This window comes from Streptomyces sp. NPDC037410 (assembly GCF_055602235.1).
In genome coordinates this window covers 1-23,509 of record NZ_JBVJWR010000001.1, presented here as the reverse complement: position 1 = coordinate 23,509, position 23,509 = coordinate 1, and the positions used below count along the sequence as shown (strand labels likewise).

Genomic DNA, 23,509 nt, shown 5'->3' with positions numbered 1-23,509 from the left:
GCTCATGCCGAGCAGTGGCCGTCACGTCACCATGCTCACCGAAGGCACCTACCCGCATGTCCACGGCGGCGTCAGCACCTGGTGCGACCAGCTCGTCCGCGGCATGCCCGAGGTCCACTTCGAGATCCTCGCGCTCACCGGCAGCGGCCGCGAACCCGTCACCTGGGAGCTGCCGCCCAACGTCACCCGGCACACCGCCTACCCCCTCTGGGGACCCCCGCAGGGACCGGCCGCGCGCCGGCCCCTGCGCGGGCGCGAACGCCGCCGCTTCCTCGACGCGTACGAAGGGCTCCTGCTCGCCCTCCTCGACCCCGACGCGGGCCGCGACTTCGGCGCGAGCCTGTACGAACTCGCCGCACTCGCCCGGCAGGGACGGCTCACCGCCGCCCTCCGCTCCGAGCCGGCCCTGCGCTCCCTCATGTGGATCTGGACCATGCCGCACCTGCCCACGCTCGCCGCCGGGCCCACCGTCCACGACGCGCTCACCGCCACCGACCTGCTCGAACACGCCCTGCGTCCGCTCGCCGCCCGGATAGCCACCGGCGGCGTCGCGCACGCCGTCTCCAGCGGCCTCGCCACGCTGCCGGCGCTCGCCGCACAGCACTTCGAAGGGGTGCCCTTCCTGCTCACCGAACACGGCATCTACCTCCGCGAGCGCTACCTCGGCTACCGCACCGAAGCGCAGCGCTGGCCCGTCAAGGCCCTCATGCTCGGCTTCTACCGCGAGCTCAACACCCTCGGCTACGTCAAGGCCGACCTCATCACCCCCTGCAACCAGTACAACCGGCGCTGGGAGGAGCGCGGCGGAGCCCCCGCCGACCGCATCCGCACCGTCTACAACGGCGTCGACCCGGCCCTCTTCCCCGAGGCCGGACCCGAACCCGGGACCCCCACCCTCAGCTGGTGCGGCCGCGTCGACCCCATCAAGGACCTGGAGACCCTGATCAGGGCGTACGCGATCTCCCGCGCCGAACTCCCCGAGCTGAGGCTCCGTCTGTTCGGCCCGGTCCCCGCCGGGAACGAGGACTACCTGACCCGCCTGGAGAAACTCGCCGCCGAACTGGGCGTCGCCGACGGCGTGACCTTCGAGGGCCGCATCTCCGACGTCCCCTCCGCCTACGCGGCCGGCAGCGTGGTCATGCTCTCCTCCATCAGCGAGGGCTTCCCCTTCTCCCTCATCGAGGCCATGTCCTGCGGCCGCGCCACCGTCTCCACGGACGTCGGAGGCGTACGGGAGGCGGTCGGCGACACCGGGATCGTCGTCCCGCCCCGCGAACCGGCCGTCATGGCCGCCGCCGTCTCCGCGCTCCTCTCGGACGGCGCCCGCCGCGCCGAACTCGGCCGCCTCGCCCGGCAGCGCGTGATCGACCAGTTCACCCTGCACCGCTCGGTGGACGGCTTCCGCCAGATCTACCGCGAACTGGCGGGCGCCCGCCCGCCCATGCCCCTCACCCCCGCACCCCTGCGCCTGCGCATCCCCTCCCCGCGCCGCACCTCCCCGGCCCTCGTCCCAGGAGGCACCCCGGCATGAGCGGCTCCCTCTGGCTGAAACCCCCGACGGGCGAGACACCACTGGCAGCGATCCCACGACCGCGGCGCGAGCGCGCGCCGGGTCACCCGCCTCACGAGGCTCCGTCCCCGGCGCCTGGGGCGGGTGCCGCCGGGCGAGCCGCGCAGCCGGTCGGGCAGGCCGGGCCCGGCTCCGGGGGGCTCGCCCCGGACACCGGGGGCGAGGGGGCGTGGCCCCCCGCCTCCGACGGCCATCCGGCCGGCCCCGCCGGGCCTTCCGCCGCGGGTGGTTCTGCCGGGCCCTCGGCCACGCGAGGCGCCGCCGGGCAGCCGGACCCGACCACCCCGACCCCCGCCGGAAGCGAGGGCGGCGGGCTCGCCGAGGATCCGCTCGACGAGCTCGCCCGGCGGCTCGACGGGTTCGTCGCCGCCGCCGTGCACCCCGACGAGATCGCCGCGATCCTCGAGTCCGACGGCATGACCGACGAGCACATCCGGCTCACCTACGGCCGCGCCGACTCCTTCTCCCTCGCCGAGGACCTCTACGCGCGCGTGGAGCGGCGCCACCCCGAACCCTCGGCCCCGCCCTCCGGCGCCGCCTGGCACAGCGAGCTCGCGGGCTGCCTGCTGCGCGGACTCGTCTTCGCGCTCCCCGGCCTCGCGTACGCCCTCGCCGCGCCCCTCCTCGGCGCGGCACACGGCCGGTTCGGGCTCCCCGCCGGAACGGTCCCGCTGCTCGCCGGGGCCATCACCGGCTGGGTCTGGAACCAGGCCCTCTCCCACCGCGCGTACACCTGGCTCGGGCTCGGCGACCGGGCCGCCGCCGCCCGCACCCTGCTCACCGGCGCCCCGGCCGGCGCCCTCGCCGGGACGGCCGTCGCCCTCGCCACCGCCGCGCCCGGCGAGACCCCGGCCGCCGTCTTCGCCGCCGGACAGTCCCTCTACCTCGCCGCCGCGACCGTGCTCCTGGTCCTCGGCCGCGAACGGGCCCTGCTCGGCGCCCTGCTGCCGCTCACCGGCGCCGCCCCCGCCCTCCGCTGGGACCTGCCGGACGCGCTGCGCGCCGGACTGCTCCTCGCCTCCCTCGCCGCGTCCGTCGGCCTCGCCGCGCTCGTCCTGCGCCCGGGCGCCCGCCGGGGCGCGGCGGGCCGCGGCGGCCCCCCGCGCGCCGCCTCCCTCCCGTACGGCCTCTTCGGCCTCGGCAGCGGCCTGCTCGTCCTGCACGCGGGCGTGGCCGACACCCTGGTCACCGGGGCGGGGGCGGTCATCGCGCTCACCCTCTCCATGGGGCCCGCCGAGTGGCTCCTGCACCGCTTCCGGTACGGGGCCCTGACCCGGCTGCGGACCCTCACCACCGCCCACGAGTTCCGCCGGGCGGTCACCGGCACCCTCGTGCTCTGCCTCGGCGGCTACCTCACCGTGCTCCTCGCCCTCACCCTCGCCGCGACCCTGGCCTGGCCCGGGGCGCCACTCCCGACGCTCCCGCGCCTGGTCACCCTGCTCCTGATCGGGACCGTGCTCTGGCTCGGGCTGCTGCTCCAGGCCTTCGGCGCGGTCCTCAGCGCCGCCACCGTCTGCCTGCTCGCCGCGGCCGCCCAGACCGTGCACCCGGCGGCGGGCCCGCTGACCGCCGGGGGAGCGGCGGCCGTCCTCGCCGCCCTGACCTGTGCCCTCCTCGTACGCCCGACCGCCCACCGCGCCTAGGGGGTGTCTTGCCGATCAGGCCGGGCTCGCGGCGTCTGGTGCCGCGCCTCGCCGCGTTGTCGTCACTCGCCATGGCTCCGCCATGACTCCCTCCTCCGCCTTGCGATGCGTCCCCTCGGCCCTGGCGGGCCTGGGGAGACCCCAGGCACCAGACGCCGCTCCCTGATCCGGCCTGACCGGCAAGACACCCCCTAGGAAGCCATGACCAACCCCTCCCTCCTGGTGCCGTACTACGAGCACCCGGCCGAGCGTCCCGAGGCCTGGTCGGCGCTCGTCGACGCGGCGCCGACCCTGTACGGCGTCGTCCTCAACCCGGCGAGCGGCGCCGGCGAGGCGCCCGACCCGGCGTTCGCCGAGGCCGCCGGGCGGCTGCGGGCGGCCGGGGTGCGGCTCCTCGGCTACGTGGACACCTCCTACGGCCGCCGCCCGCACGCCGAGGTCGTCACCGAACTGGTCCGCCACCGCGACTGGTACGGAGCCGACGGCGCCTTCCTCGACCAGGTGGCGACCGCGCCCGCCGCCCTTCCCCACTACCGCCGCATCGCGGTCGCCGCCCGGGCCGCCGGGGCCGCGACCCTCGTCTTCAACCACGGGGCCCACCCCGACCCCGGCTACGAGGCGCAGGCGGACCTCCTCGTCACCTTCGAGGGCCCCTGGGACACGTACCGGACGCTCGACCTGCCGGTCGCCGCCCACTACTGCCACCTCGTGTACGCGGCCCCCGCGGGCTTCCGCCCGGCCACCCCGGTGCACTGCGCCGTTCCCGGCACGGGCGCGCACCCCTGGGGCACCCTCCCGCACCTCCTGGAGCCCGCCCGATGAGACGCCTCCTCCCGCTGCTCGCGGGCCTGCTGCTGCTCGCCACCGCCTGCACGGCCGCCCCCGACCCGGACTCCAAGACCGCCGGGGACCGCTGGCGCCCGGCGCCGGGACTCACCTGGCAGTGGCAGCTCAGCGGCACGCTCGACCCGTCCGTCGACGTCCCCGTGTACGACGTCGACGGCTTCGACCACCCGGCCTCGACCGTCGCCGACCTGCACCGGCGGGGCCGCAAGGTCATCTGCTACGTCTCCACCGGCGCCTGGGAGAAGTTCCGCCCCGACGCCGGAGACTTCCCGGCGGCCGTCCTCGGCCGGGGCAACGGCTGGCCGGGCGAGCGCTGGCTCGACGTCCGCCGCACCGACGTCCTCGGGCCGATCATGGCCAAGCGCCTCGACATGTGCCGCGACAAGGGCTTCGACGCCGTCGAACCGGACAACATGGACGGCCACCGCAACCGCACCGGCTTCCCCCTGACCGCCGCCGACCAGCTCCGCTACAACCGCCTGATCGCCACGATGGCCCACGACCGCGGCCTCTCGGTCGGCCTCAAGAACGACCTGGACCAGATCCCGCAGTTGCTCCCGGACTTCGACTTCGCGGTGAACGAGCAGTGCGCGGAGTACGAGGAGTGCGACGCCCTCGTCCCGTTCGTCACGGCGGGCAAGGCCGTCTTCCACGTCGAGTACGAGCTGACGACGGGCCAGTTCTGCCCGCAGGCCCGGAAACTGGGCCTCAGCTCGATGCGGAAGCGGTACGAGCTCGACGCCTGGCGCCAGCCCTGTTAGCGGCCTCTCCGACAGGCCCTAGCCCAGCGTCAGCGCGACCAGCGCGACCGTCGCCGCCGTCTCCTCCACCGCGCCGAACACATCGCCCGTCACCCCGCCGAAGCGCCGCACGCACCGGCGGAGCAGCAGCGCCGCCGCGCCCAGGCCCGCGCCGGCCGCCAGGACGTCGCGGACGGCGTCGTACGGGGAGAGGAGCAGGCCCGCCGCGGCGCCGAGGACCAGGACGAGGGCGGTCATGAGGGTCGCCGAGCGGGTCGGGACCGTCGCGGCGACGATCGCGCCGAGACCCTCGGGGCGGGCCGCCGGGACTCCGTGCCGGGACGCGTGGGTGAGGGCGAGACGGGACACGGTGGCGGCGAGGGCCGCGGCGGTCGTGCCGTGCGCCCAGCTCTCCCCGTACAGCTCGTACAGCGCGGCGACCTGGGCGAGCAGGACGAGGACCAGGGCGATGACGCCGAACGGCCCGATGTCCGACTGCTTCATGATCCGCAGGGCGTCCTCGGCGGGCTTGGCGCTGCCGAGGCCGTCGGCGGTGTCCGCGAGGCCGTCGAGGTGGAGGCCCCGGGTGAGCAGGGCGGGGACGGCGGTGGAGGCGACGGCGGCGAGCAGCGGACCGGAGCCGAACAGCAGGAACGTTCCGCCGGCCGCGGCGGCGCAGAGCCCGACGGCCAGGCCCGCGACCGGGGCGCAGAGCATGCCGGCGCGCGCCGCGTCCCGGTCCCAGCGGGTGATGCGGGCGGGGAACACGGTGAGGGTCCCGAAGGCGAAACGCAGGCCGTCCATCCGGGCAGGGTAATCGCCGCCCCTGAACGGTAGATTGCGCATACGCCGCATATCGGAAGTGGGTGGCATGGGTCACTGGTTCTCCCGGAACATCGTCGAGCCGGGCAAGCTCCCGATGCTGCTCGCTCTGACCTCCTTCGTCCTGACATTCCTGGTCACCCGTACCGTCACCCGGCTCATCCGGGCGGGGAAGGGGCCCTTCGGGAACGTCTCCTCGGGAGGCGTCCACATCCATCACGTCGTGCCGGGCATCATCCTCACCGTCCTCGGCGGATTCGGCGCGGTGGCCAGCGACCGGCACGGCGTCGCCGCGGCCGTCTTCGCCGTCGTCTTCGGGGTCGGCGCGGGGCTCGTCCTGGACGAGTTCGCGCTCATCCTCCATCTCGACGACGTGTACTGGTCGGACGAGGGCCGCAAGAGCGTCGAGCTGGTCGTGCTCGCCACGGCCCTCGCGGGGCTCACGCTCATGGGCTTCTCGCCGCTCGGCGTCAACGACGTGTCGCCGGAGGAGCGCCAGGACCGGGCCGCCTTCATCCTCAGCATCGTGCTGAACTTCGTGCTCGTCCTGGTGACCCTGGTCAAGGGGAAGACCCGGATGGCCCTGTTCGGGGTCCTGGTCCCGTTCGTGGCGATCGTCGGCGCCGTGCGCCTCGCCCGCCCCGGCTCCTGGTGGTCCCGCCGCTTCTACGGCCGCCGCCACCGGGCCAGGGCCAGGTCCCGGATCCGCGCGTACCGCCACGACAAGCGCTGGACCAAGCTGCGCCGCCGCTTTCAGGACCTGATCGGCGGCTTCCAGGAGCGGGTGCCAGGGCGTGGCTCGACACCGTCCTGACCCCGCTCGCGCCAGGCCTGGACCGCGATGAGGACGAGGACGGCGGCGATCGCCGCGATGTGCTCCTTGCCCGCCAGGTTCGCCTTGATCACCACCTCGATCACCATGGCCAGGACCACGAGCGCGCCCGTCCAGCGCGCCCCGTACCGCCAGCAGACGTAGACCGCGAGGCCCACCACGGCGGCCGAGGGGCCGGTGTCGACGACCTGCGCGTCGGTGGCGGGCAGTCCGAAGGGGTTGTCGGGGCCGAGGGCGATGCCCACGCGCGCGTAGAGCGTGCCGGCCAGCGTCGCCAGAAGGGCGACGCCGAGCGTCCGCCACCGCCCGAGGCAGATCTCGGCGATCCCGAACACCAGCAGGATCTGCGCGAGGGCGCCCCAGACGGGCAGGTCGAGCGCGGGCACGAACAGTGAGAGCGGGGTCCGCAGCAGCGACAGCCACAGGGGGTCCTCGGCCCGTACGGAACCGATGTCCTGGACCGGCTGATAGCCCCAGTCCTGGTTCTGTACGAGCTGGAACAGGGCGGTGAGACAGACGGCGGCCAGCGTCATCGGAACCGCCCCCCACCTCCTGGTGACGAGCGCCGTCCGTACGGTGGTGAACAGCGGCCCCCACTCGCGCCGGGCGAAACCCTTGAGGGCTTTGCTCAACGCCCGCTCTCCAGATGTCTGCGGTGCATCCACTTCGGCAGACCGGGGGCTTCCAGGAAGCCCTCGGCCCGACCGGCCGCGAGGCCGATCCGCAGCAGGTCCGCACTTTTCTCGAAGAGCATGAATCGGGGCTCCCAGATCGGTCGGTACTTGGCGTTGGCGCGGTACAGCGACTCGATCTGCCACCAGCGGGAGAAGAAACTGAGCAGTGAACGCCACATGCGCAGCACGGGTCCCGCCCCGAGCTTCGAGCCACGTTCGAAGACGGATCGGAACATCGCGAAGTTGAGCGAGACCTGAGTGATCCCGATCTCCTTGGCCCGCTGCAGGAGTTCGATGACCATGAACTCCATCAGGCCGTTCTCGGAGTCCCGGTCACGGCGCATCAGATCCAGCGAGAGCCCCTGCGGTCCCCACGGCACGAAGGAGAGCAGCGCCCGCAACTCACCCTTGTCGTCGGTGCACTCCAGCATCACGCAGCGGCCGTCCCTGGGGTCGCCGAGCCGGCCGAGCGCCATCGAGAAGCCACGCTCGGTGGCCCCGTCCCGCCAGTCGTCCGCCTTGCGGAGGAGCTCGGCCATCTCGTCGCCTGGGATGTCCTCGTGGCGCCGGATCCGCACCTCGTACCCGGCCCGCTTCACCCGGTTGAAGGCCTGCCGGACGGTCCGCATGGCCCGGCCGTCCAGGGTGAACTCGTCGGTCTCCACGATCGCCTCGTCGCCCAGTTCCAGGGCGTCCAGACCGTGCCGGGCGTAGATGACCCCGGCCTCCTCGCTCGCGCCCATCACCGCCGGGATCCAGCCGTGCTCGCGGGCCTCGGCGAGCCAGGGCTCGATGGCGCCCGGCCAGGCCTCGGGGTCGCCGATCGGGTCGCCGGAGGCCAGCGAGACCCCGCCGACCACCCGGTAGGCGATGGCCGCCTTCTCGCTCGGCGACCACACGACGCTCTTCTCGCGGCGCAGCGCGAAGTAGCCGAGCGAGTCGCGCTCGCCCTGCTTGTCGAGCAGCAGCCGCAGCCGGTCCTCGTCCTCCTCGGTCAGCGGGTCGACGGCCCGCCGGGAGCGGAAGGCGGCGAAGAGCACCGCGATGATCAGCAGCGTGGACAGGACGTTGATGGTGACGTCGACCCAGCCGGGGGTGCTGATGTTGGGGAAGCCGGAGTCGTCGGAGGCCAGCGTGACGAGCCGCAGCAGGCCGTACTTCCAGCGGTCCATGAAGGTGGAGGGGACGGGGGAGTCGTCGGTGACGGTCACCAGGAGGGCGGCGAGCAGCGAGGTGACGAGCAGTCCGCCGACCGCCACCCCCGCCGCCAGCCTCGGGTTGGAGCGGTCGCCCTTCGCGTAGAACTCCTTGCGGCTGACCAGCAGCGCGAGGACGAACACGGCGGTGAGGCCCAGCGAGATCCAGTTCTGGGCGTGGTGCCGGATCTCGGGGAAGGCCATGAAGAGGGCGAAGAGCATCAGGAAGAGACTGCTGAGCACCAGGTTGAGGATCCACGCGGCCCGCTTGCGGCGCCGCATGGTGATCGCCAGGAAGAGGGTGAAGACACCCGAGGCGAAGCCCGCGGTGAGCATGTACGGGGTGAAGTAGTTGTCCTCGTTGTGCCGGCGCAGGTCGTTGCCGAACGAGACCCAGACGGCGCTCAGGAAGTTGATGAACGTGACGACCCGCAGGTACCAGACGGCGAAGGCGGCGCCGCGTTGTGAACGCGCGGTCGTACCCCGGGGTGCTGCTTCGGCAGACAAGCGGACTTCTCCCATGAAAAGCGATCATATGGGGCGTTGCTTGCGGTGTGGAGACGCCCCAGGCGGTCACGCGCGCGTCGCCCGCGACCGCCCCGGAACCGGTCGTTCGAAGGGGCCCGCGCTCAGGCCCCGGCGGCGCCGTCGGTAGCCGGAGGGGTCGGGTCCGGACGTTCGGGCAGCTCCGCGGCGAACGCCGCCGCGGCCTGAACGAGGGGAAGTGCGAGCAATGCCCCGGTTCCCTCACCCACATGGACGCCGTGATCGAGCAGCGGGTTGAGCGCCATCCGGTCCAGCGCCTTCGCCTGCGCCGGCTCCCCGCTCACCTGCCCCGCCAGCCACCAGTCCGGCGCCCGGAACGCCGCCCGCTGCGCCACGAGCGCACAGGCCGCGCCCACCACACCGTCCAGGATCACCGGCATCCGCCGCACCGAGGCCTGGAGCAGGAAACCGGTCATCGCCGCCAGGTCCGCCCCGCCGACCGCCGCGAGCAGCTCCAGCTGGTCGCCCAGGACCGGCCGGGCCCGCCGCAGCGCGTCCCGGATCGCCGCGCACTTGCGCATCCAGGCCAGATCGTCGATCCCGGCACCGCCCCGGCCCGTCACCACCGAGGCGTCCGTCCCGCACAGCGCCGCGATCAGCGTCGACGCCGCCGTCGTCCCGCCGACGCTCAGATCCCCGAGCACCACCAGATCGGTGCCCGAGTCCGCCTCCTCGTCGGCGATCGCCATGCCCAGCCGGACCGCCGCCTCGGTCTCCTCGGCCGTCAGCGCGTCAGCCACGTCGATCCGGCCGCTGCCGCGCCGCACCCGGTGCCGCACCACCTCGGCCGGCAGCAGCTCCGGATCGCAGTCGAGACCCGCGTCCACGACCCGCACCGGCACGCCCGTCGAGCGGGCGAGCACCGCCACCGGACTCGACCCGTCGAGCACCGCCCGCACCAGCTCGTACGCCGTACCCGCCGCACGCCCCGACACATCGAGCGAGGCCACCCCGTGGTCGCCCGCGAACAGCACGACCTTCGGCTCCTCGATCGCCCGCACCTTGACCGAGGCCTGCGCCGCCGACAGCCACTCGCCCAGCTCGTCAAGACGTCCCAGCGCCCCCGGCGGCACGCTCAGCCGCTCCCGGCGCTCCTCGGCGTCACGCCGAATGCCGCCGTCGGGGCGCTCGATCAGATCGGAGAAGTCGTCGAGGTTCAAGGTTCCGCCTAGGGACGAGTCAGCGAGGGCCATCAGCGATCGGCAACCCTACCCGCGCAGCACGAGCGCCTGCCCGGAGACCACGAGGACGACCTGCTCGCACTCGTCCGCGAAGGCCGCGTTCAGCCGGCCCAGCTCGTCCCGGAACCGCCGGCCCGCCGCCGAGGCCGGAACGACCCCCGAGCCGACCTCGTTCGTCACCGTCACGACCGTGCGGCTCGTCGCCCGCACCGCCGCCACCAGCTCCGCCGTCCGCTCCCGCAGCGCCGCCTGCCCGCCGTTCGCCCAGGTCTCGTCGTCCCACGCGCCGGCCCGGTCCATCGCGTCCGTCAGCCACAGCGACAGACAGTCGATGAGCAGCGCGGGACCGTCCTCCTCCCTCAGCAGCGGTACGAGCTCGGAGGTCTCGGCCGTACGCCACGAACCCGGCCGCCGCTCCCGGTGCAGCCCGACCCGCTCGGCCCACTCCGGATCGCCCTCCCGCGTGCCGCCCGTCGCCACGTACAGCACCTCGGGGAAGGTCTCCAGACGCCGCTCGGCCTCCACCGACTTCCCCGACCTGGCCCCGCCCGTCACCAGCGTCCGCCGGGGCACGTCCGGCACCTCGTGGTAGTCGCCGACGTACAGCGTCGTCCCGTCCGGCACCGCCCGCGCCCCCGCCGCCGCGAGCCGCCGGTCCAGCTCGGCGCCCGCCGGCACGTCATGGTCCAGGTGCACGGCGATCACCTCCGTCGCCGGACCGACCGCTCCCGCCGCCCGCAGCCGGGCGAGACCGTCCGGCCGCCCCGTGACATCGGCGACGACCATGTCGTACGGGGCATGGTGCTCGTCCGCGATCCCCGCGGGCGCGCCGCCCGGCGGCAGATACAGCAGCCGCTCACCGTCGGTGGAGGTCACCTCGTAGCCCGTCCCGGGGGAGTCCATCGACACCGCCCGCACCCGGTGCCCGCTGATCAGCGTCAACTCGCGTCCGTCCGGCACCCGCCCGGCGGTGGGCAGCCCGGCAGGCACCTCGACGGCGGGCCCGTCGTGCGGATGCGTCAGCAGTACCTGCCGCACCCCCACCAGCGAATGCCCCGACCGGGCGGCGGCGAGCGCGGCCCCCGGGGTCAGATCGAGCAGCAGGGCCCCGTCCACCAGCAGGGAGGTCGCGGCCCTCGCCCCCGCCCCACGGGACAGCGCGCACACGGCGCAGGGGCAGTCGGGGCGGGGGAGTCCGAGGGGGGCGCCGGTGCCGAGCAGAGTCAGTTCCACCCTCAGATCCTCCCGCGCCACCGCGAGGCGTGCGCGCCCGGCTACGCTGCGGGCAGGAAACCGATCATCCGGAGGCTGACATGGCATGGACGTGGCGGTTCGAGAAGTCCGACGGCACGGAGGTCGAGCCGGTGGTGACCCCCGAGGAGTTCACCACCCAGGGCGACGCGGAGAGCTGGATCGGCGAAAACTGGCGTGACCTCCTGGGCGGCGGCGCGGACCAGGTGACGCTGTCGGAGGACGGGACGAAGATCTACGGCCCGATGCCGCTGGACGCCGAGGGCTAGAGCGCCCCCCGTTGTGGGCAATCGTTCCGCTGGGGCGATGGGGGTCCCCCCTGCTCGAGCGAAGCCGAGAGCTTGGGGGAGGGTGGGCACAACGGACCCGCGCCCTGCCGGCGCCAGAGGCTCCCGCGCCTGACCCGCACCACCTTGTGCGCCGCCACTGGTGGTGCGGGTCCAGGCGCGGAACGCGGAGGCGCCGCTGGAGGGCGCCGTCCCGTGTGCCCACCCGTCCCGCCCAGCGGGACGATTGCCCACATGGGCGGGGGCACCGCCCCACACGGGCGCGGGGGCCACACGAGGGCCCCGGGTGTTGGGTCCCACGCGGGCGCGGGCCCACGTCGGTGCGGGCGCCGTGCCTACAGTTCGCCCAAGGTGACCCGGGTCTTGTGGGAGGTGCCGCCTCGGACGTATTCCACCGTCACCACATCCCCCGGCCGCATCGACGCCAGCGCCTCCGACAGCGACGTGATCGTCGTGATCTCGGTCTCGCCAAGGCGGGTGATCACATCGCCCGGCTTCAGGCCCGCCTTCCCCGCCGCCCCGTTCGCCGGCGCCTCGACGACCGCGACGCCCGCCGGCTCGTAGCTGTCGTCGAGGACCGTACGGCCGGTGATGTTGAGGGCCGCCCGCCCCGAGTCCGTCACCTTGCCGTTCTTGATGATCTGGTCCGCGACCGTCCGCACCATCGACGCGGGGATCGCGAAGCCGATGCCGGGCGCCGAGCCGCCACCGAGTTCGGGGTTGGTCGCGGCGAGCGTCGGGATGCCGATGACCTCGCTGTCGAGGTTCACGAGGGCGCCCCCGCTGTTGCCGGGGTTGATCGCGGCCGACGTCTGGACCATGTTCGCGATGGTCGCGCCGGTCCCGCCGCCGTCCCGCCCCTCGCTGACCGTGCGGCCGGTCGCGGAGACGATGCCCTGGGTGACGCTGCCGGACAGGCCGAGGGGGGAGCCCATCGCGAGCACGATCTGCCCCATGTCGACCTCGGCGGAGTCGCCGAACCTCGCGGCCTTGAGCCCCTGCGGCACGGTGTCCAGCTTGAGCACGGCGAGGTCCTGCTCGGGGTAGGAGGAGACGAGCCGTGCCGTCACGGACTGCCCGCCGGTCGCCGCCGTGACCTTGAAGCCCTTCTCCTGGCCGACCACGTGCGCGTTGGTGACGATGTGGCCCTTGTCGTCGTAGACGACCCCGGACCCGAGGCTGTTCGACGCCTCGATCTGGACGACCGACGGCAGGACGTTCTTGATGACCGTCTGGTAGTCGTCCTGGAGCTCGTTGGAGACGTGCGGCGCCGGCGTCTCGGTGGCGCGCTCCGGCGCGGCCGCGCCCCCGGCGGAGGAGCAGCCGCCGACCAGTGCGACGGCGCAGGCCCCGGCGGCGAGGGGAAGCAGAAGACGACGGGCACGGGCATCGGCACGGAAGACGTCCATGTCCGGAGTATCCGATTCCGCCCCGCCCCCGGCCCGGCGAGCGCACCCGATCAGGGGTGCGCGAGCACCGCTCTAACCCCGGACCCCGCACAGGTGCAGCAGCGCCGCGATCCGCCGGTACGGCTCCGTGCGCCCGGCCCGGTCCTCGGCGGCGAGCAGCCGGTCCAGCTCCTCGGCGGCCGGCAGGCCCGCGTCGGCGGGGACGTCGTCGGTGAAGACCCGCACCCCGTACCAGGCGTGCAGCGGCGCCGCGATCCCCGCGAGCGTCGAGGTGAGCGCGTCGAGCCGGTCGGCCCGCACCTTCACGCCGTTGTCGTCGGTGTAGACGTCCGAGTCGAAGGCCGCGAGCGCGCCCGACCAGTCCCCGGCGAGCCCCGGCCGCATGGACAGGGCCTCCGCGTTCCGCACCACCAGCGACAGCAGGCCGCCGGGGGCCAGCATCCGGGCCAGGCCCGCGAGCAGCGCGTCGGGCTCGTCCGCGTACATGAGCACGCCGTGGCAGAGGACCACGTCGAAACTGCCGGGCAGGAAGTGCACCCCGGTCTCGCGTCCGTCGCCCTCGATCATCCGGACCCGCTCGCGGATCCCGGCGGGCTCCGTCGCCAGCGACTCACGGGCCGCCTTCAGGAGCTCGGCATCGGCCTCGAGACCGGTCACGGTGTGTCCGGCGCGGGCGAGGCGCAGGGCCTGGGTGCCCTGGCCCATGCCCGCGTCGAGGATCCGCAGCCGCTGCCCCACCGGGTAGCGGCTGGATATCTGCTCGTCGAGCTGACGGGCGACGATCTCCTGCCGGATGGTGTCGCGCAGCCCGCCGGGACCGGCGGGCCAGTGCGCGACGACGGGCAGCACGGGGCCTCCCGACTCCGACGTGGCCTCGCCGAACGCGCGCCCGTCGAACTCCGAGCTGTCGGCGCTCAGGGCCGCTCTCCGCGCTTGACCTGCGGCTTCGGCAGACGCAGTCGGCGCATCTGGAGCGTGCGCATCAGGCCGTAGGCGATGGCGCCGCGCTTCGGCTCGTTCGGGAAGCGCTCGTTCAGCTGCTTCCGCAGACGGATCCAGATGCCGATCGAGTCGATGACGATCAGGACGATCACACCGAGCCACAGCAGCAGGGAGATGTTCTGCAGCGACCGGTTGGCGTTGCCGAACAGCGACAGCACGAGGATCACCACGGCCATCGGCAGGAAGAACTCGGCGATCGCGAACCGCGAGTCGACGAAGTCGCGCACGAAACGGCGGACCGGACCCTTGTCGCGGGCGGGCAGGTAACGCTCGTCGCCGCTCGCCAGCGCCTCGCGCTGCCGGGCCATGTCGGAGCGGCGTGCCTCGCGCTGACGCTTGGCGGCCTCCTTGCGGTCGGTCGGCACCGTCGCGGCGCGACGGCGCACGGACTGCGCCTCGCTCCGCTTCGGCGTCGGGCGGCCCTTGGGGGCCTCGGGGTCGCGGGGCTGGTTGCTGGAGAGGTCCGCCGTCACCTTGTCGGTGGGGGCCTTCTCATCCTTCGAACGGCTACGGAACACAAAAACAAGGGTACGGGGTGGCGGGCATGAACCCCATGCGAGCCGGGAACGATCCGCTAACGGACGGCGTCTTGGGGCGTACGTACGTGAGGACGGAGGCGGTCTCCCCGAGATCCACCTACTCCCTGCGCGGGAGGGAACACCCCGCGCAGTCGTCCTTGGGGAGGAGCGCATCCCGCTCCGAACAGTGCGGTAATGGAAGCAGGGCCCGTACTGTGGATCCTGTTGGAGAGCTGGAGCCGAAGTCCGTCAGAAGGGGGCGCGCGAAGCCCATGAGCGGTGTCATGAAGCGTATGGGGATGATCTTCCGCGCGAAGGCGAACAAGGCCCTTGACCGGGCCGAGGATCCGCGCGAGACGCTCGATTACTCCTACCAGAAGCAGCTGGAGCTGCTGCAGAAGGTGCGACGGGGCGTCGCCGACGTCGCCACCTCCCGCAAGCGGCTCGAACTCCAGCTGAACCAGCTGCAGGGCCAGTCCGCCAAGCTGGAGGACCAGGGCCGCAAGGCCCTCGCCCTCGGCCGCGAGGACCTGGCACGCGAGGCGCTGTCCCGGCGGGCCGCGCTCCAGCAGCAGGTCAGCGACCTGGAGGTGCAGCACCAGACGCTGCAGGGCGAGGAGGAGAAGCTCACCCTCGCCGCCCAGCGGCTGCAGGCCAAGGTGGACGCCTTCCGCACCAAGAAGGAGACCATCAAGGCGACCTACACGGCGGCCCAGGCGCAGACCCGGATCGCCGAGTCCTTCTCCGGCATCTCGGAGGAGATGAGCGACGTCGGTCTCGCGATCCAGCGGGCCGAGGACAAGACCGCCCAGCTCCAGGCACGCGCCGGCGCGATCGACGAGCTGCTCGCCTCGGGCGCGCTCGACGACCAGTCGGGCCTGGGCAAGGACGACATCCAGGCCGAGCTGGACCGCCTCTCCGGCGGCACGGACGTCGAGCTGGAGCTCCAGCGGATGAAGGCCGAGCTGGCCGGCGGCTCCTCGGCGCAGCAGCAGGCCATCGAGGGCGGTGGCGCGGCGGCGCCGCAGGACCGCCCGCGCTTCGAGAAGTAGCCTCGGCTTCGGGCGACAGGCGACAGACAGGACGCGTCATGATCGTACGGATCATGGGGGAGGGCCAGCTGACGCTGGCCGACAGCCACTTCGCCGAGCTGAACAAGCTGGACGACGAGCTGCTCGCGGAGATGGAGGCGGGGGACGAGGAAGGGTTCCGGCGCACGCTGGGCGCCCTCCTCGAAGCCGTCCGCCGTCTCGGCGAGCCGCTCCCGGACGCCGCCCTGGAGCCCTCGGAGCTGATCCTCCCGTCCGAGGACGCGACCCTGGACGAGGTCCGCGCGATGCTCTTCGACGACGGCCTGATCCCCGGCTGACCCGCCCCGTCGTGGGCAATCGTTCCGCTGGGGCGATGGGGGTCCCCCCTGCTCGAGCGAAGCCGAGAGCTTGGGGGAGGGTGGGCACAACGGACCCGCGCCCGCCGGCGCCAGAGGCTTCCGCGCGCTGACCCGCACCAGGCTGTGCGCCGCCACTGGTGGTGCGGGTTCAGGCGCGGAACGCGGAGGCGCCGCTGGAGGGCGCCGTCCCGTGTGCCCACCCGTCCCGCCCTGCGGGACGATTGCCCACACGGGCGCGCCGTACCGTTGTCCCCGTGACCCCACCCGGCCCCGCCACCGGCACCCCCTACGCCCGCGCCCGCGACTGGTTTCGCGCTCACCCCCTCGCCTTCGACGCCGTGATCGCCGCCGGCGCGCTCGTCGCGATGGTCGCCGGGTCGTTCACCGATCCGCACGGCAGCCCGGACGGGCCGACCTTCGGGGACAAGGCGCCCAGCGCCTGGGGCGTGGTCATCATGATCGCGGGGGCCGCCGCGCTGGTGTGCCGCCGGCGCAAGCCCTTCGCGGTGCTCGCGTTCACCGTCGTGATCACCCTGTTCGAGCTCATCAACGACAACCGGCCCGCCCCGATCGCGATGAGCGCCGTCATCGCGCTGTACACGGTCGCCGCCCGCACCGACCGGCCCACCACCTGGCGGGTCGGCCTGGCCACGATGGCGGTGCTCACGGTCGCCGCCATGGCCTTCGGGCCGACCCCCTGGTACGCGCAGGAGAACCTGGGCGTCTTCGCGTGGACCGGGATGGCCGCGGCCGCCGGGGACGCGGTCCGCAGCCGCCGGGCCTTCATCGACGCGATGACGGAGCGCGCCGAGCGGGCCGAGCGGACCCGCGAGGAGGAGGCCGGGCGCCGGGTCGCCGAGGAGCGGCTGCGGATCGCCCGCGACCTCCACGACGTCGTCGCCCACCACATCGCCCTGGTGAACGTGCAGGCCGGCGTCGCCGCCCATGTCATGGACAAGCGCCCCGACCAGGCCAAGGAGGCCCTCGCGCACGTCCGCGAGGCCAGCCGCTCCGCCCTGGACGAGCTGCGCGCCACCGTCGGCCTGCTGCGCCAGTCCGGCGACCCGGAGGCCCCCACCGAGCCCGCGCCGGGCCTCGCGGTCCTCGACGGGCTGCTCGACAGCTTCCGCAAGGCCGGTCTCCCCGTCACCCTGGCCCGCGCCGACGAGGGCCTGACACTGCCCGCGACCGTCGACCTGGCCGCGTACCGGATCGTGCAGGAGGCCCTGACCAATGTCCGCAAGCACGCGGGACCGGACGCGAAGGCCGAGGTGAGCGTCGTCCGGGTGGGCCGTACGGTCGAGATCACCGTCCTCGACAACGGCACGCCCCCCGCCGTCCCGCCGCCGGCCGCCGAGCAGCCCCCGGTGGGCGGCCACGGACTGCTCGGCATGCGGGAGCGGGTCGGCGCGCTCGGCGGCACCCTCGCCGCCGCCCCCCGCTACGGTGGCGGCTTCCGCGTCCAGGCGATACTGCCGGTGACGTCCCGCACGGGGGAGGACCGCGCATGACCATCCGCGTACTGCTCGCCGACGACCAGGCCCTGCTGCGCAGCGCCTTCAAGGTCCTGGTGGACTCCGAGCCCGACATGGAGGTGGTCGGGGAGGCGCCCGACGGCGACGGCGCGGTCGCGCTGGCCCGGTCCACCCGGCCCGACGTCGTCCTGATGGACATCCGCATGCCGGGCACGGACGGCCTCGCCGCCACCCGGATGATCACGGCGGACCCCGAGCTCGCCGACGTGCGGATCGTCATGCTGACCACCTTCGAGGTCGACGAGTACGTCGTGCAGTCGCTGCGCGCCGGCGCCTCGGGCTTCCTCGGGAAGGGCGCCGAGCCGGAGGAGCTCCTCGGCGCGATCCGCATCGCCCATGCCGGGGAGGCGCTGCTCTCGCCGGCCGCCACCAAGGGCCTGATCGCCTCCTTCCTCGCCCAGGGCTCCGGCGCGGACCCCGCGGACGCGGCCGGCGGGGCCCGCACCGAGCGGCTCGGCGCGCTCACCGCCCGGGAGCGCGAGGTCCTCGTCCTGGTCGCGGGCGGTCTGTCGAACGACGAGATCGCCGAGCGGCTCGACGTCAGCCCGCTCACCGTGAAGACACACGTCAACCGGACGATGGCCAAGCTGGGCGCCCGCGACCGGGCCCAGCTGGTGGTCACGGCGTACGAGTCCGGTCTCGTACGCCCCCGGGTGGAGTGAGCTCGTACTCCAGACGGAGTATGCGCGGGATAAGGAAGTGGACCCGGGGGGCGAGGAATTCCGCCCCCCGATGGCAGATCGTAGGGACGGGGGGCACCTCCGGGCGGATCCAGCGGGTCCGGACCGGGGTCTTGGCTGCTCCCGCCTGCCGACGAGTACGCCACAGAAGAGAGACCCCATGTCCTGGCTGTCCAGATTCAGCCTCGCGCAACGGGCCCTGATCGGGCTGATGTCCATCGTCGCGATCGTGTTCGGGGCGATCGCGATCCCGCAGCTGAAGCAGCAGTTGTTCCCCTCGATCGAGCTGCCGATGGTCTCGATCCTCGCCCCGTACCAGGGCGCCTCTCCCGATGTGGTCGAGAAGCAGGTCGTCCAGCCGCTGGAGAACAACCTCAAGGCCGTCGACGGCATCAAGGGCATCACGTCCACCGCCTCCGAGGGCAGCGCCGTCATCATGGCCAGCTTCGACTACGGGGACGAGGGCACCAAGCAGCTCGTCGCCGACGTCCAGCAGGCCGTCAACCGGGCCCGCGCCCAGCTGCCGGACTCGGTCGACCCGCAGGTGGTGGCCGGCTCCACCGACGACATCCCGACCGTCGTGCTCGCCGTCAGCTCCGACAAGGACCAGCAGGCCCTCGCGGACCAGCTCGACCGGACCGTCGTCCCGGCCCTGGAGGACATCGACGGCGTCTCCCACGTCAACGTCGACGGCGTCCGCGACGTCCAGGTCTCCGTCACCCCGGACGACCGCAAGCTCGCCGCGGCCGGCCTGAGCCCGATGAAGCTCGCCGAGGCCATCCGCAACGGCGGCGGCACCATGCCCGCCGGCGCCTTCTCCGAGGCCGGCAAGAGCCGCACCGTCCAGGTCGGCGGCGGCTACACCTCGCTGCGGCAGATCCAGGACCTGCGGATCAAGCCCGCGAAGGGCAAGGCGGTCCGGCTCGGCGACGTCGCCACCGTGCGGCAGACGGAGGCCACCCCGGTCTCCCTGACCCGTACCAACGGCAAGCCCAGCCTCGCCGTCATGGCCACCATGGACAAGGACGGCAGCGCCGTCGCCATCTCCGACGCCGTCAAGGACAAGCTGCCCGAGCTCCGCAAGGACCTCGGCGCGGGCGCCGAGCTGACCGTCGTCTCCGACCAGGGCCCGGCCGTCGCCAAGTCGATCTCCGGCCTCACCACCGAGGGCGCGCTCGGCCTCGTCATGGCCGTCCTCGTCATCCTGGTCTTCCTGGCCTCGCTCCGCTCCACGCTGGTCACCGCGGTCTCCATCCCGCTCTCGGTCGTCCTCGCCCTGATCGTGCTGTGGACCCGCGACCTCTCCCTGAACGTGCTGACGCTCGGCGCGCTCACCATCGCCATCGGCCGGGTCGTCGACGACTCGATCGTGGTCCTGGAGAACATCAAGCGGCACCTCGGATACGGCGAGGAGCGGCAGGCCGCGATCATCACCGCGGTCAAGGAGGTCGCCGGCGCGGTCACCTCCTCGACCCTCACCACCGTCGCCGTCTTCCTGCCGATCGGCCTGGTCGGCGGCATGATCGGCGAGCTGTTCGGCTCCTTCAGCCTCACCGTCACGGCCGCGCTGCTCGCCTCGCTGCTCGTCTCGCTGACGGTCGTCCCGGTCCTGTCGTACTGGTTCCTGCGCGCCCCCAAGGGCACCTCCGCGGACCCGGAGGAGGCCCGCAGGCTGGCCGAGGAGAAGGAGACGAAGAGCCGCCTGCAGCGCGCGTACGTGCCGGTGCTGCGGTTCGCCACCCGGCGCCGCTTCACCAGCATCGTCATCGCCCTCGTGGTCCTCTTCGGCACCTTCGGCATGGCGCCGCTCCTGAAGACCAACTTCTTCGACCAGGGCGAGCAGAAGGTCCTGACGGTCAAGCAGAAGCTGGCCCCGGGCACCAGCCTCGCCGCCTCCGACGAGGCCGCGAAGAAGGTCGAGAAGGTCCTCGCCGACACGAAGGGCGTCAAGGACTACCAGGTCACCGTCGGCTCCTCCGGCTTCATGGCGGCCTTCGGCGGCGGCACCGGCTCCAACCAGGCGTCGTACCAGGTGACCCTGGAGGACTCCGCCTCGTACGAGAAGACCCGGGACGCCCTGCACGCGGCGCTCGGCAGGCTCGACGGCATCGGCGACACGAGCGTCGCCGCCGGTGACGGCTTCGGCAACCAGGACCTCAGCGTGGTCGTCAAGGCCGCCGACCCGGCGACCCTGAAGAAGGCGGCCGAGCAGGTCACGCAGGCCGTCGCCAAGCTGAAGAACGTCTCCGACGTGCGCAGCGACCTGTCCCAGTCCGTGCCGCGGATCTCGGTCCGGGCCAACGAGAAGGCGGCCGACGCCGGCTTCGACGACACCACCCTCGGCATGGTCGTGGCCCAGGCGGTGCACGGCACCCCGGCCGCCAAGGCGGTCCTCGACGACACCGAGCGGGACGTCCTGATCACCTCGGCCCACCCGGCCACCACGCTGGCCGCGCTGAAGGCTCTGCCGCTCGGCCCGGTGAAGCTCGGCGACATCGCGCACGTCGACCTGGTCCCGGGACCGGTCTCCATGACCCGGATCGACGGCGCCCGCGCCGCCACGATCACGGCGAAGCCGACCACGGACAACACCGGTGCGGTGAGCGCCGAGCTCCAGACGAAGATCAACGCGCTCGACCTGCCCGAGGGTGCCACCGCGTCCATCGGCGGCGTCTCCCAGGACCAGTCCGAGGCCACCGGCAAGATGGCCCTGGCGATGCTCGCCGCCGTGGCGATCGTCTTCATGCTGCTCGTCGCGACCTTCCGGTCGCTGGTCCAGCCGCTGATCCTGCTGGTCTCGATCCCGTTCGCGGCGACCGGCGCGATCGGTCTGCTCGTGGCCACCGGCACGGCGATGGGCGTCCCGGCGATGATCGGCATGCTGATGCTCATCGGCATCGTCGTCACCAACGCGATCGTCCTGATCGACCTGATCAACCAGTACCGGGCGCAGGGCCTGGGCGTCGTCGAAGCGGTGGTCGAGGGCGGCCGGCACCGGCTCCGCCCGATCCTGATGACCGCCCTGGCGACGATCTTCGCCCTGCTGCCGATGGCCCTCGGCGTCACCGGCGAGGGCGGCTTCATCGCCCAGCCGCTGGCCGTGGTGGTGATCGGCGGTCTGATCACCTCGACGCTGCTCACCCTCCTCCTCGTCCCGACGCTCTACGCGATGGTGGAGCTCCGCAAGGAGCGCCGCGCGAAGAAGAAGGCGGCGAAGCGGGAGAAGAAGGCGGGCGGCGAGGCCCCGGTCCCGCCGCAGGCCAAGGAGCCGGCCGCGGTCTGATCCGTACGGCATGACGAAGGGGCGCCCCGCGGTGTGCGGGGCGCCCCTTCCGTGTGTCCGTACGAGGAATCGTTACGGCAGAGCCAGCATCCGCTCCAGGGCGAGCTTGGCGAAGCTCTCCGTCTCCTTGTCGACCTGGATCTGGTTGACGAGGTTGCCCTCGGCCAGGGACTCCAGGGTCCACACCAGGTGGGGGAGGTCGATGCGGTTCATGGTCGAGCAGAAGCAGACCGTCTTGTCGAGGAAGACGATCTCCTTGTCCTGGTCGGCGAATCGGTTCGCCAGCCGCTGGACGAGGTTCAGCTCCGTGCCGATGGCCCACTTGGAACCGGCCGGGGCCGCCTCCAGGGTGTTGATGATGTACTCGGTCGAGCCCACGTGGTCCGCGGCGGCGACGACCTCGTGCTTGCACTCGGGGTGGACGAGCACGTTCACGCCCGGGATGCGCTCGCGCACGTCGTTCACCGAGTCGAGCGAGAAGCGCCCGTGGACCGAGCAGTGGCCGCGCCACAGGATCATCTTGGCGGCGCGCAGCTCCTCGGCGGTGAGACCGCCGTTCGGCTTGTGCGGGTTGTAGAGCACGCAGTCGTCCAGGGACATGCCCATGTCGCGGACGGCGGTGTTGCGGCCCAGGTGCTGGTCCGGCAGGAACAGCACCTTCTCGCCCTGCTCGAAGGCCCAGTTCAGGGCCCGCTCGGCGTTGGACGAGGTGCAGATCGTGCCCCCGTGCTTGCCGGTGAAGGCCTTGATGTCGGCCGAGGAGTTCATGTACGAGACGGGCACGACCTGCTCGGCGATGCCGGCCTCGGTCAGCACGTCCCAGCACTCGGCGACCTGCTCGGCGGTGGCCATGTCGGCCATCGAGCAGCCGGCCGCGAGGTCGGGCAGGACGACCTTCTGCTCGTCGCCGGTGAGGATGTCGGCGGACTCCGCCATGAAGTGCACACCGCAGAAGACGATGTACTCGGCCTCGGGCTTGGCGGCGGCGTCGCGAGCGAGCTTGAAGGAGTCACCGGTCACGTCGGCGAACTGGATGACCTCGTCGCGCTGGTAGTGGTGGCCGAGGACGAAGACCTTGTCCCCGAGCTTCTCCTTCGCGGCGCGGGCACGCTCCACGAGGTCAGGGTCGGAGGGCGACGGGAGATCGCCGGGACACTCCACTCCGCGCTCGCTCTTCGGGTCGGCCTCGCGGCCGAGCAGGAGCAGGGCGAGCGGCGTCGGCTGGACATCCAGGGGCTGGGCGGTGGTCACGTCACGCACCCTTTCTTCGGGGAAACCTTTTCGTCGAAATGACGCTATCTATCATAACCGGTTCACGTCAGATTGACGATGTCCATAGTGTCGATGTGACGAATTCGCCGTCCGCGCTCCTGGACAGGGTGTGCGAGCATGAAAGAAGGAAAGACCCTTCCTCGGCCCGGAATGATTCCGGGGCACCGTCGGTTGCAACCGTCGGCAAGCAGTCTCCGTACACACCGGGAGAGAAGCAGATGTCCGTATCGGACGAGAAGACCACTGTCAGCGACGGCATCCTCCTGTCCGACGCCGCCGCGGCCAAGGTCAAGGCCCTCCTCGACCAGGAAGGCCGCGAGGACCTGGCCCTGCGCGTCGCCGTTCAGCCCGGCGGCTGCTCCGGCCTGCGTTACCAGCTGTTCTTCGACGAGCGTTCGCTCGACGGCGATGTCGTGAAGGACTTCGACGGCGTCAAGGTCGTCACCGACCGCATGAGCGCCCCGTACCTGGGCGGCGCGTCGATCGACTTCGTCGACACGATCGAGAAGCAGGGCTTCACGATCGACAACCCGAACGCCACGGGCTCCTGCGCCTGCGGCGACTCGTTCAGCTAAGCCTGTACGTGGCTGAGGGGGGGGGGGGGGGGGGGGGGGGGGGGGGGGGGGGGGGGGGCGGGGGGGGGGGGGGGGGGGGGAGGGGCGGGGGGCGATGACCTCCCGCGGTCCCCCCCCCCACCGCTCTAACCCCGGACCCCGCACAGGTGCAGCAGCGCCGCGATCCGCCGGTACGACTCCGTGCGCCCGGCCCGGTCCTCGGCGGCGAGCAGCCGGTCCAGCTCCTCGGCGGCCGGCAGGCCCGCGTCGGCGGGGAC

Annotated in this window: 21 protein-coding genes and 1 pseudogene; 12 read left to right on the top strand and 10 right to left on the bottom strand. The window is 72.8% G+C overall.

Annotation, left to right across the window (positions count from 1 at the left end):
* The first annotated feature begins 4 nt into the window (after positions 1–4).
* The 4 genes from pelF (at position 5) to ACZ7HT_RS00095 (ending at position 4,820) form a co-directional block, all read left to right on the top strand.
* A complete protein-coding gene (gene pelF / locus ACZ7HT_RS00110) occupies positions 5–1,531 on the top strand; it encodes a GT4 family glycosyltransferase PelF (protein ID WP_471158082.1) in 1,527 nt (508 codons plus the stop codon).
* The gene (locus ACZ7HT_RS00105) at positions 1,528–3,213 is read left to right on the top strand and encodes a hypothetical protein (protein WP_471158080.1); all 1,686 of its coding nucleotides are present in this window, start codon (positions 1,528–1,530) and stop codon (positions 3,211–3,213) included. The genes pelF and ACZ7HT_RS00105 overlap by 4 nt, the downstream gene beginning before the upstream one ends.
* 201 nt (positions 3,214–3,414) lie before the next feature.
* Positions 3,415–4,035 (top strand): spherulation-specific family 4 protein, encoded by a 621-nt coding sequence (locus ACZ7HT_RS00100; protein ID WP_471158078.1) that lies wholly within the window; start codon positions 3,415–3,417, stop codon positions 4,033–4,035.
* Entirely contained in the window at positions 4,032–4,820 is a 789-nt protein-coding gene (locus ACZ7HT_RS00095) for an endo alpha-1,4 polygalactosaminidase (protein WP_471158076.1), read from the top strand. Before ACZ7HT_RS00100 ends, ACZ7HT_RS00095 begins: the two co-directional genes overlap by 4 nt.
* 18 nt (positions 4,821–4,838) lie before the next feature.
* Here the strand turns inward: ACZ7HT_RS00095 and ACZ7HT_RS00090 are convergent, their stop codons facing one another.
* Positions 4,839–5,603, bottom strand: a complete 765-nt coding sequence (locus ACZ7HT_RS00090; protein ID WP_471158074.1) for an adenosylcobinamide-GDP ribazoletransferase — start codon at positions 5,601–5,603, stop codon at positions 4,839–4,841.
* Positions 5,604–5,670: 67 nt separating this feature from the next.
* Here ACZ7HT_RS00090 and ACZ7HT_RS00085 point away from each other — a divergent pair, with 67 nt between their 5' ends.
* The gene (locus ACZ7HT_RS00085) at positions 5,671–6,435 is read left to right on the top strand and encodes a hypothetical protein (RefSeq protein WP_471158072.1); all 765 of its coding nucleotides are present in this window, start codon (positions 5,671–5,673) and stop codon (positions 6,433–6,435) included.
* Here the strand turns inward: ACZ7HT_RS00085 and ACZ7HT_RS00080 are convergent.
* The 4 genes from ACZ7HT_RS00080 to ACZ7HT_RS00065 all read right to left on the bottom strand — a co-directional run bounded on the left by ACZ7HT_RS00080 (position 6,375) and on the right by ACZ7HT_RS00065 (position 11,283).
* Positions 6,375–7,085 (bottom strand): hypothetical protein, encoded by a 711-nt coding sequence (locus ACZ7HT_RS00080; RefSeq protein ID WP_471158070.1) that lies wholly within the window; start codon positions 7,083–7,085, stop codon positions 6,375–6,377. The genes ACZ7HT_RS00085 and ACZ7HT_RS00080 overlap by 61 nt on opposite strands.
* The gene (locus tag ACZ7HT_RS00075) at positions 7,082–8,845 is read right to left on the bottom strand and encodes a phosphatidylglycerol lysyltransferase domain-containing protein (protein WP_471158068.1); all 1,764 of its coding nucleotides are present in this window, start codon (positions 8,843–8,845) and stop codon (positions 7,082–7,084) included. The genes ACZ7HT_RS00080 and ACZ7HT_RS00075 overlap by 4 nt, the downstream gene beginning before the upstream one ends.
* A 107-nt stretch (positions 8,846–8,952) precedes the next feature.
* Positions 8,953–10,029 (bottom strand): nicotinate-nucleotide--dimethylbenzimidazole phosphoribosyltransferase, encoded by a 1,077-nt coding sequence (gene cobT, locus ACZ7HT_RS00070; RefSeq protein ID WP_471158067.1) that lies wholly within the window; start codon positions 10,027–10,029, stop codon positions 8,953–8,955.
* A 48-nt stretch (positions 10,030–10,077) separates the two neighbouring features.
* Positions 10,078–11,283, bottom strand: a complete 1,206-nt coding sequence (locus ACZ7HT_RS00065) for a bifunctional adenosylcobinamide kinase/adenosylcobinamide-phosphate guanylyltransferase (RefSeq protein WP_471158065.1) — start codon at positions 11,281–11,283, stop codon at positions 10,078–10,080.
* 80 nt (positions 11,284–11,363) lie between these two features.
* Between ACZ7HT_RS00065 and ACZ7HT_RS00060 the strand changes: the two genes are divergently transcribed.
* Positions 11,364–11,570, top strand: a complete 207-nt coding sequence (locus ACZ7HT_RS00060; protein WP_319308805.1) for a hypothetical protein — start codon at positions 11,364–11,366, stop codon at positions 11,568–11,570.
* 353 nt (positions 11,571–11,923) lie between these two features.
* Here ACZ7HT_RS00060 and ACZ7HT_RS00055 read toward each other — a convergent pair whose 3' ends face one another.
* The 3 genes from ACZ7HT_RS00055 to ACZ7HT_RS00045 all read right to left on the bottom strand — a co-directional run bounded on the left by ACZ7HT_RS00055 (position 11,924) and on the right by ACZ7HT_RS00045 (position 14,517).
* Positions 11,924–12,997: a S1C family serine protease gene (locus ACZ7HT_RS00055; protein ID WP_471158063.1), complete on the bottom strand. Its 1,074-nt coding sequence runs from the start codon at positions 12,995–12,997 to the stop codon at positions 11,924–11,926.
* Positions 12,998–13,069: 72 nt separating this feature from the next.
* On the bottom strand, positions 13,070–13,846 hold the full coding sequence (locus tag ACZ7HT_RS00050; RefSeq protein ID WP_471158061.1) for a class I SAM-dependent methyltransferase: 777 nt from the start codon (positions 13,844–13,846) through the stop codon (positions 13,070–13,072).
* 65 nt (positions 13,847–13,911) lie between these two features.
* A complete protein-coding gene (locus tag ACZ7HT_RS00045) occupies positions 13,912–14,517 on the bottom strand; it encodes a DUF3043 domain-containing protein (RefSeq protein ID WP_471158059.1) in 606 nt (201 codons plus the stop codon).
* Between the two features lie 272 nt (positions 14,518–14,789).
* Between ACZ7HT_RS00045 and ACZ7HT_RS00040 the strand changes: the two genes are divergently transcribed.
* From ACZ7HT_RS00040 to ACZ7HT_RS00020, 5 genes are all read left to right on the top strand, one after another.
* Entirely contained in the window at positions 14,790–15,569 is a 780-nt protein-coding gene (locus tag ACZ7HT_RS00040; protein ID WP_471158057.1) for a PspA/IM30 family protein, read from the top strand.
* 38 nt (positions 15,570–15,607) lie between these two features.
* Positions 15,608–15,886 carry a PspA-associated protein PspAA gene (pspAA, locus tag ACZ7HT_RS00035; RefSeq protein WP_471158055.1) on the top strand — a complete coding sequence of 93 codons (279 nt, stop codon included), beginning with the start codon at positions 15,608–15,610 and terminating at the stop codon, positions 15,884–15,886.
* A 275-nt stretch (positions 15,887–16,161) separates the two neighbouring features.
* On the top strand, positions 16,162–17,418 hold the full coding sequence (locus ACZ7HT_RS00030) for a sensor histidine kinase (RefSeq protein WP_471158053.1): 1,257 nt from the start codon (positions 16,162–16,164) through the stop codon (positions 17,416–17,418).
* Entirely contained in the window at positions 17,415–18,104 is a 690-nt protein-coding gene (locus ACZ7HT_RS00025; protein ID WP_471158051.1) for a response regulator, read from the top strand. The genes ACZ7HT_RS00030 and ACZ7HT_RS00025 overlap by 4 nt, the downstream gene beginning before the upstream one ends.
* 178 nt (positions 18,105–18,282) lie before the next feature.
* The gene (locus ACZ7HT_RS00020) at positions 18,283–21,405 is read left to right on the top strand and encodes an efflux RND transporter permease subunit (RefSeq protein WP_471158049.1); all 3,123 of its coding nucleotides are present in this window, start codon (positions 18,283–18,285) and stop codon (positions 21,403–21,405) included.
* Positions 21,406–21,477: 72 nt separating this feature from the next.
* Here ACZ7HT_RS00020 and nadA read toward each other — a convergent pair whose 3' ends face one another.
* Positions 21,478–22,656, bottom strand: coding sequence for a quinolinate synthase NadA (nadA, locus tag ACZ7HT_RS00015; protein ID WP_471158047.1), 1,179 nt, complete (start codon positions 22,654–22,656; stop codon positions 21,478–21,480).
* Between the two features lie 239 nt (positions 22,657–22,895).
* Here nadA and ACZ7HT_RS00010 point away from each other — a divergent pair, with 239 nt between their 5' ends.
* Positions 22,896–23,252, top strand: a complete 357-nt coding sequence (locus tag ACZ7HT_RS00010; protein WP_015033024.1) for a HesB/IscA family protein — start codon at positions 22,896–22,898, stop codon at positions 23,250–23,252.
* Positions 23,253–23,377: 125 nt separating this feature from the next.
* Here ACZ7HT_RS00010 and ACZ7HT_RS00005 read toward each other — a convergent pair.
* Positions 23,378–23,509, bottom strand: a pseudogene (locus ACZ7HT_RS00005) (SAM-dependent methyltransferase); the annotation flags it as partial.

Bases quoted from the DNA above. Each gene is read 5' to 3' on its own strand.
- pspAA (WP_471158055.1), top strand. From the start codon at position 15,608: ATGATCGTACGGATCATGGGGGAGGGCCAGCTGACGCTGGCCGACAGC.
- ACZ7HT_RS00040 (WP_471158057.1), top strand. From the start codon at position 14,790: ATGAGCGGTGTCATGAAGCGTATGGGGATGATCTTCCGCGCGAAGGCG.
- ACZ7HT_RS00100 (WP_471158078.1), top strand. From the start codon at position 3,415: ATGACCAACCCCTCCCTCCTGGTGCCGTACTACGAGCACCCGGCCGAG.
- ACZ7HT_RS00105 (WP_471158080.1), top strand. From the start codon at position 1,528: ATGAGCGGCTCCCTCTGGCTGAAACCCCCGACGGGCGAGACACCACTG.
- ACZ7HT_RS00010 (WP_015033024.1), top strand. From the start codon at position 22,896: ATGTCCGTATCGGACGAGAAGACCACTGTCAGCGACGGCATCCTCCTG.
- ACZ7HT_RS00055 (WP_471158063.1), bottom strand. From the start codon at position 12,997: ATGGACGTCTTCCGTGCCGATGCCCGTGCCCGTCGTCTTCTGCTTCCC.
- ACZ7HT_RS00095 (WP_471158076.1), top strand. From the start codon at position 4,032: ATGAGACGCCTCCTCCCGCTGCTCGCGGGCCTGCTGCTGCTCGCCACC.
- ACZ7HT_RS00090 (WP_471158074.1), bottom strand. From the start codon at position 5,603: ATGGACGGCCTGCGTTTCGCCTTCGGGACCCTCACCGTGTTCCCCGCC.
- pelF (WP_471158082.1), top strand. From the start codon at position 5: ATGCCGAGCAGTGGCCGTCACGTCACCATGCTCACCGAAGGCACCTAC.
- ACZ7HT_RS00085 (WP_471158072.1), top strand. From the start codon at position 5,671: ATGGGTCACTGGTTCTCCCGGAACATCGTCGAGCCGGGCAAGCTCCCG.
- ACZ7HT_RS00060 (WP_319308805.1), top strand. From the start codon at position 11,364: ATGGCATGGACGTGGCGGTTCGAGAAGTCCGACGGCACGGAGGTCGAG.
- ACZ7HT_RS00020 (WP_471158049.1), top strand. From the start codon at position 18,283: ATGTCCTGGCTGTCCAGATTCAGCCTCGCGCAACGGGCCCTGATCGGG.
- ACZ7HT_RS00075 (WP_471158068.1), bottom strand. From the start codon at position 8,845: ATGGGAGAAGTCCGCTTGTCTGCCGAAGCAGCACCCCGGGGTACGACC.
- ACZ7HT_RS00025 (WP_471158051.1), top strand. From the start codon at position 17,415: ATGACCATCCGCGTACTGCTCGCCGACGACCAGGCCCTGCTGCGCAGC.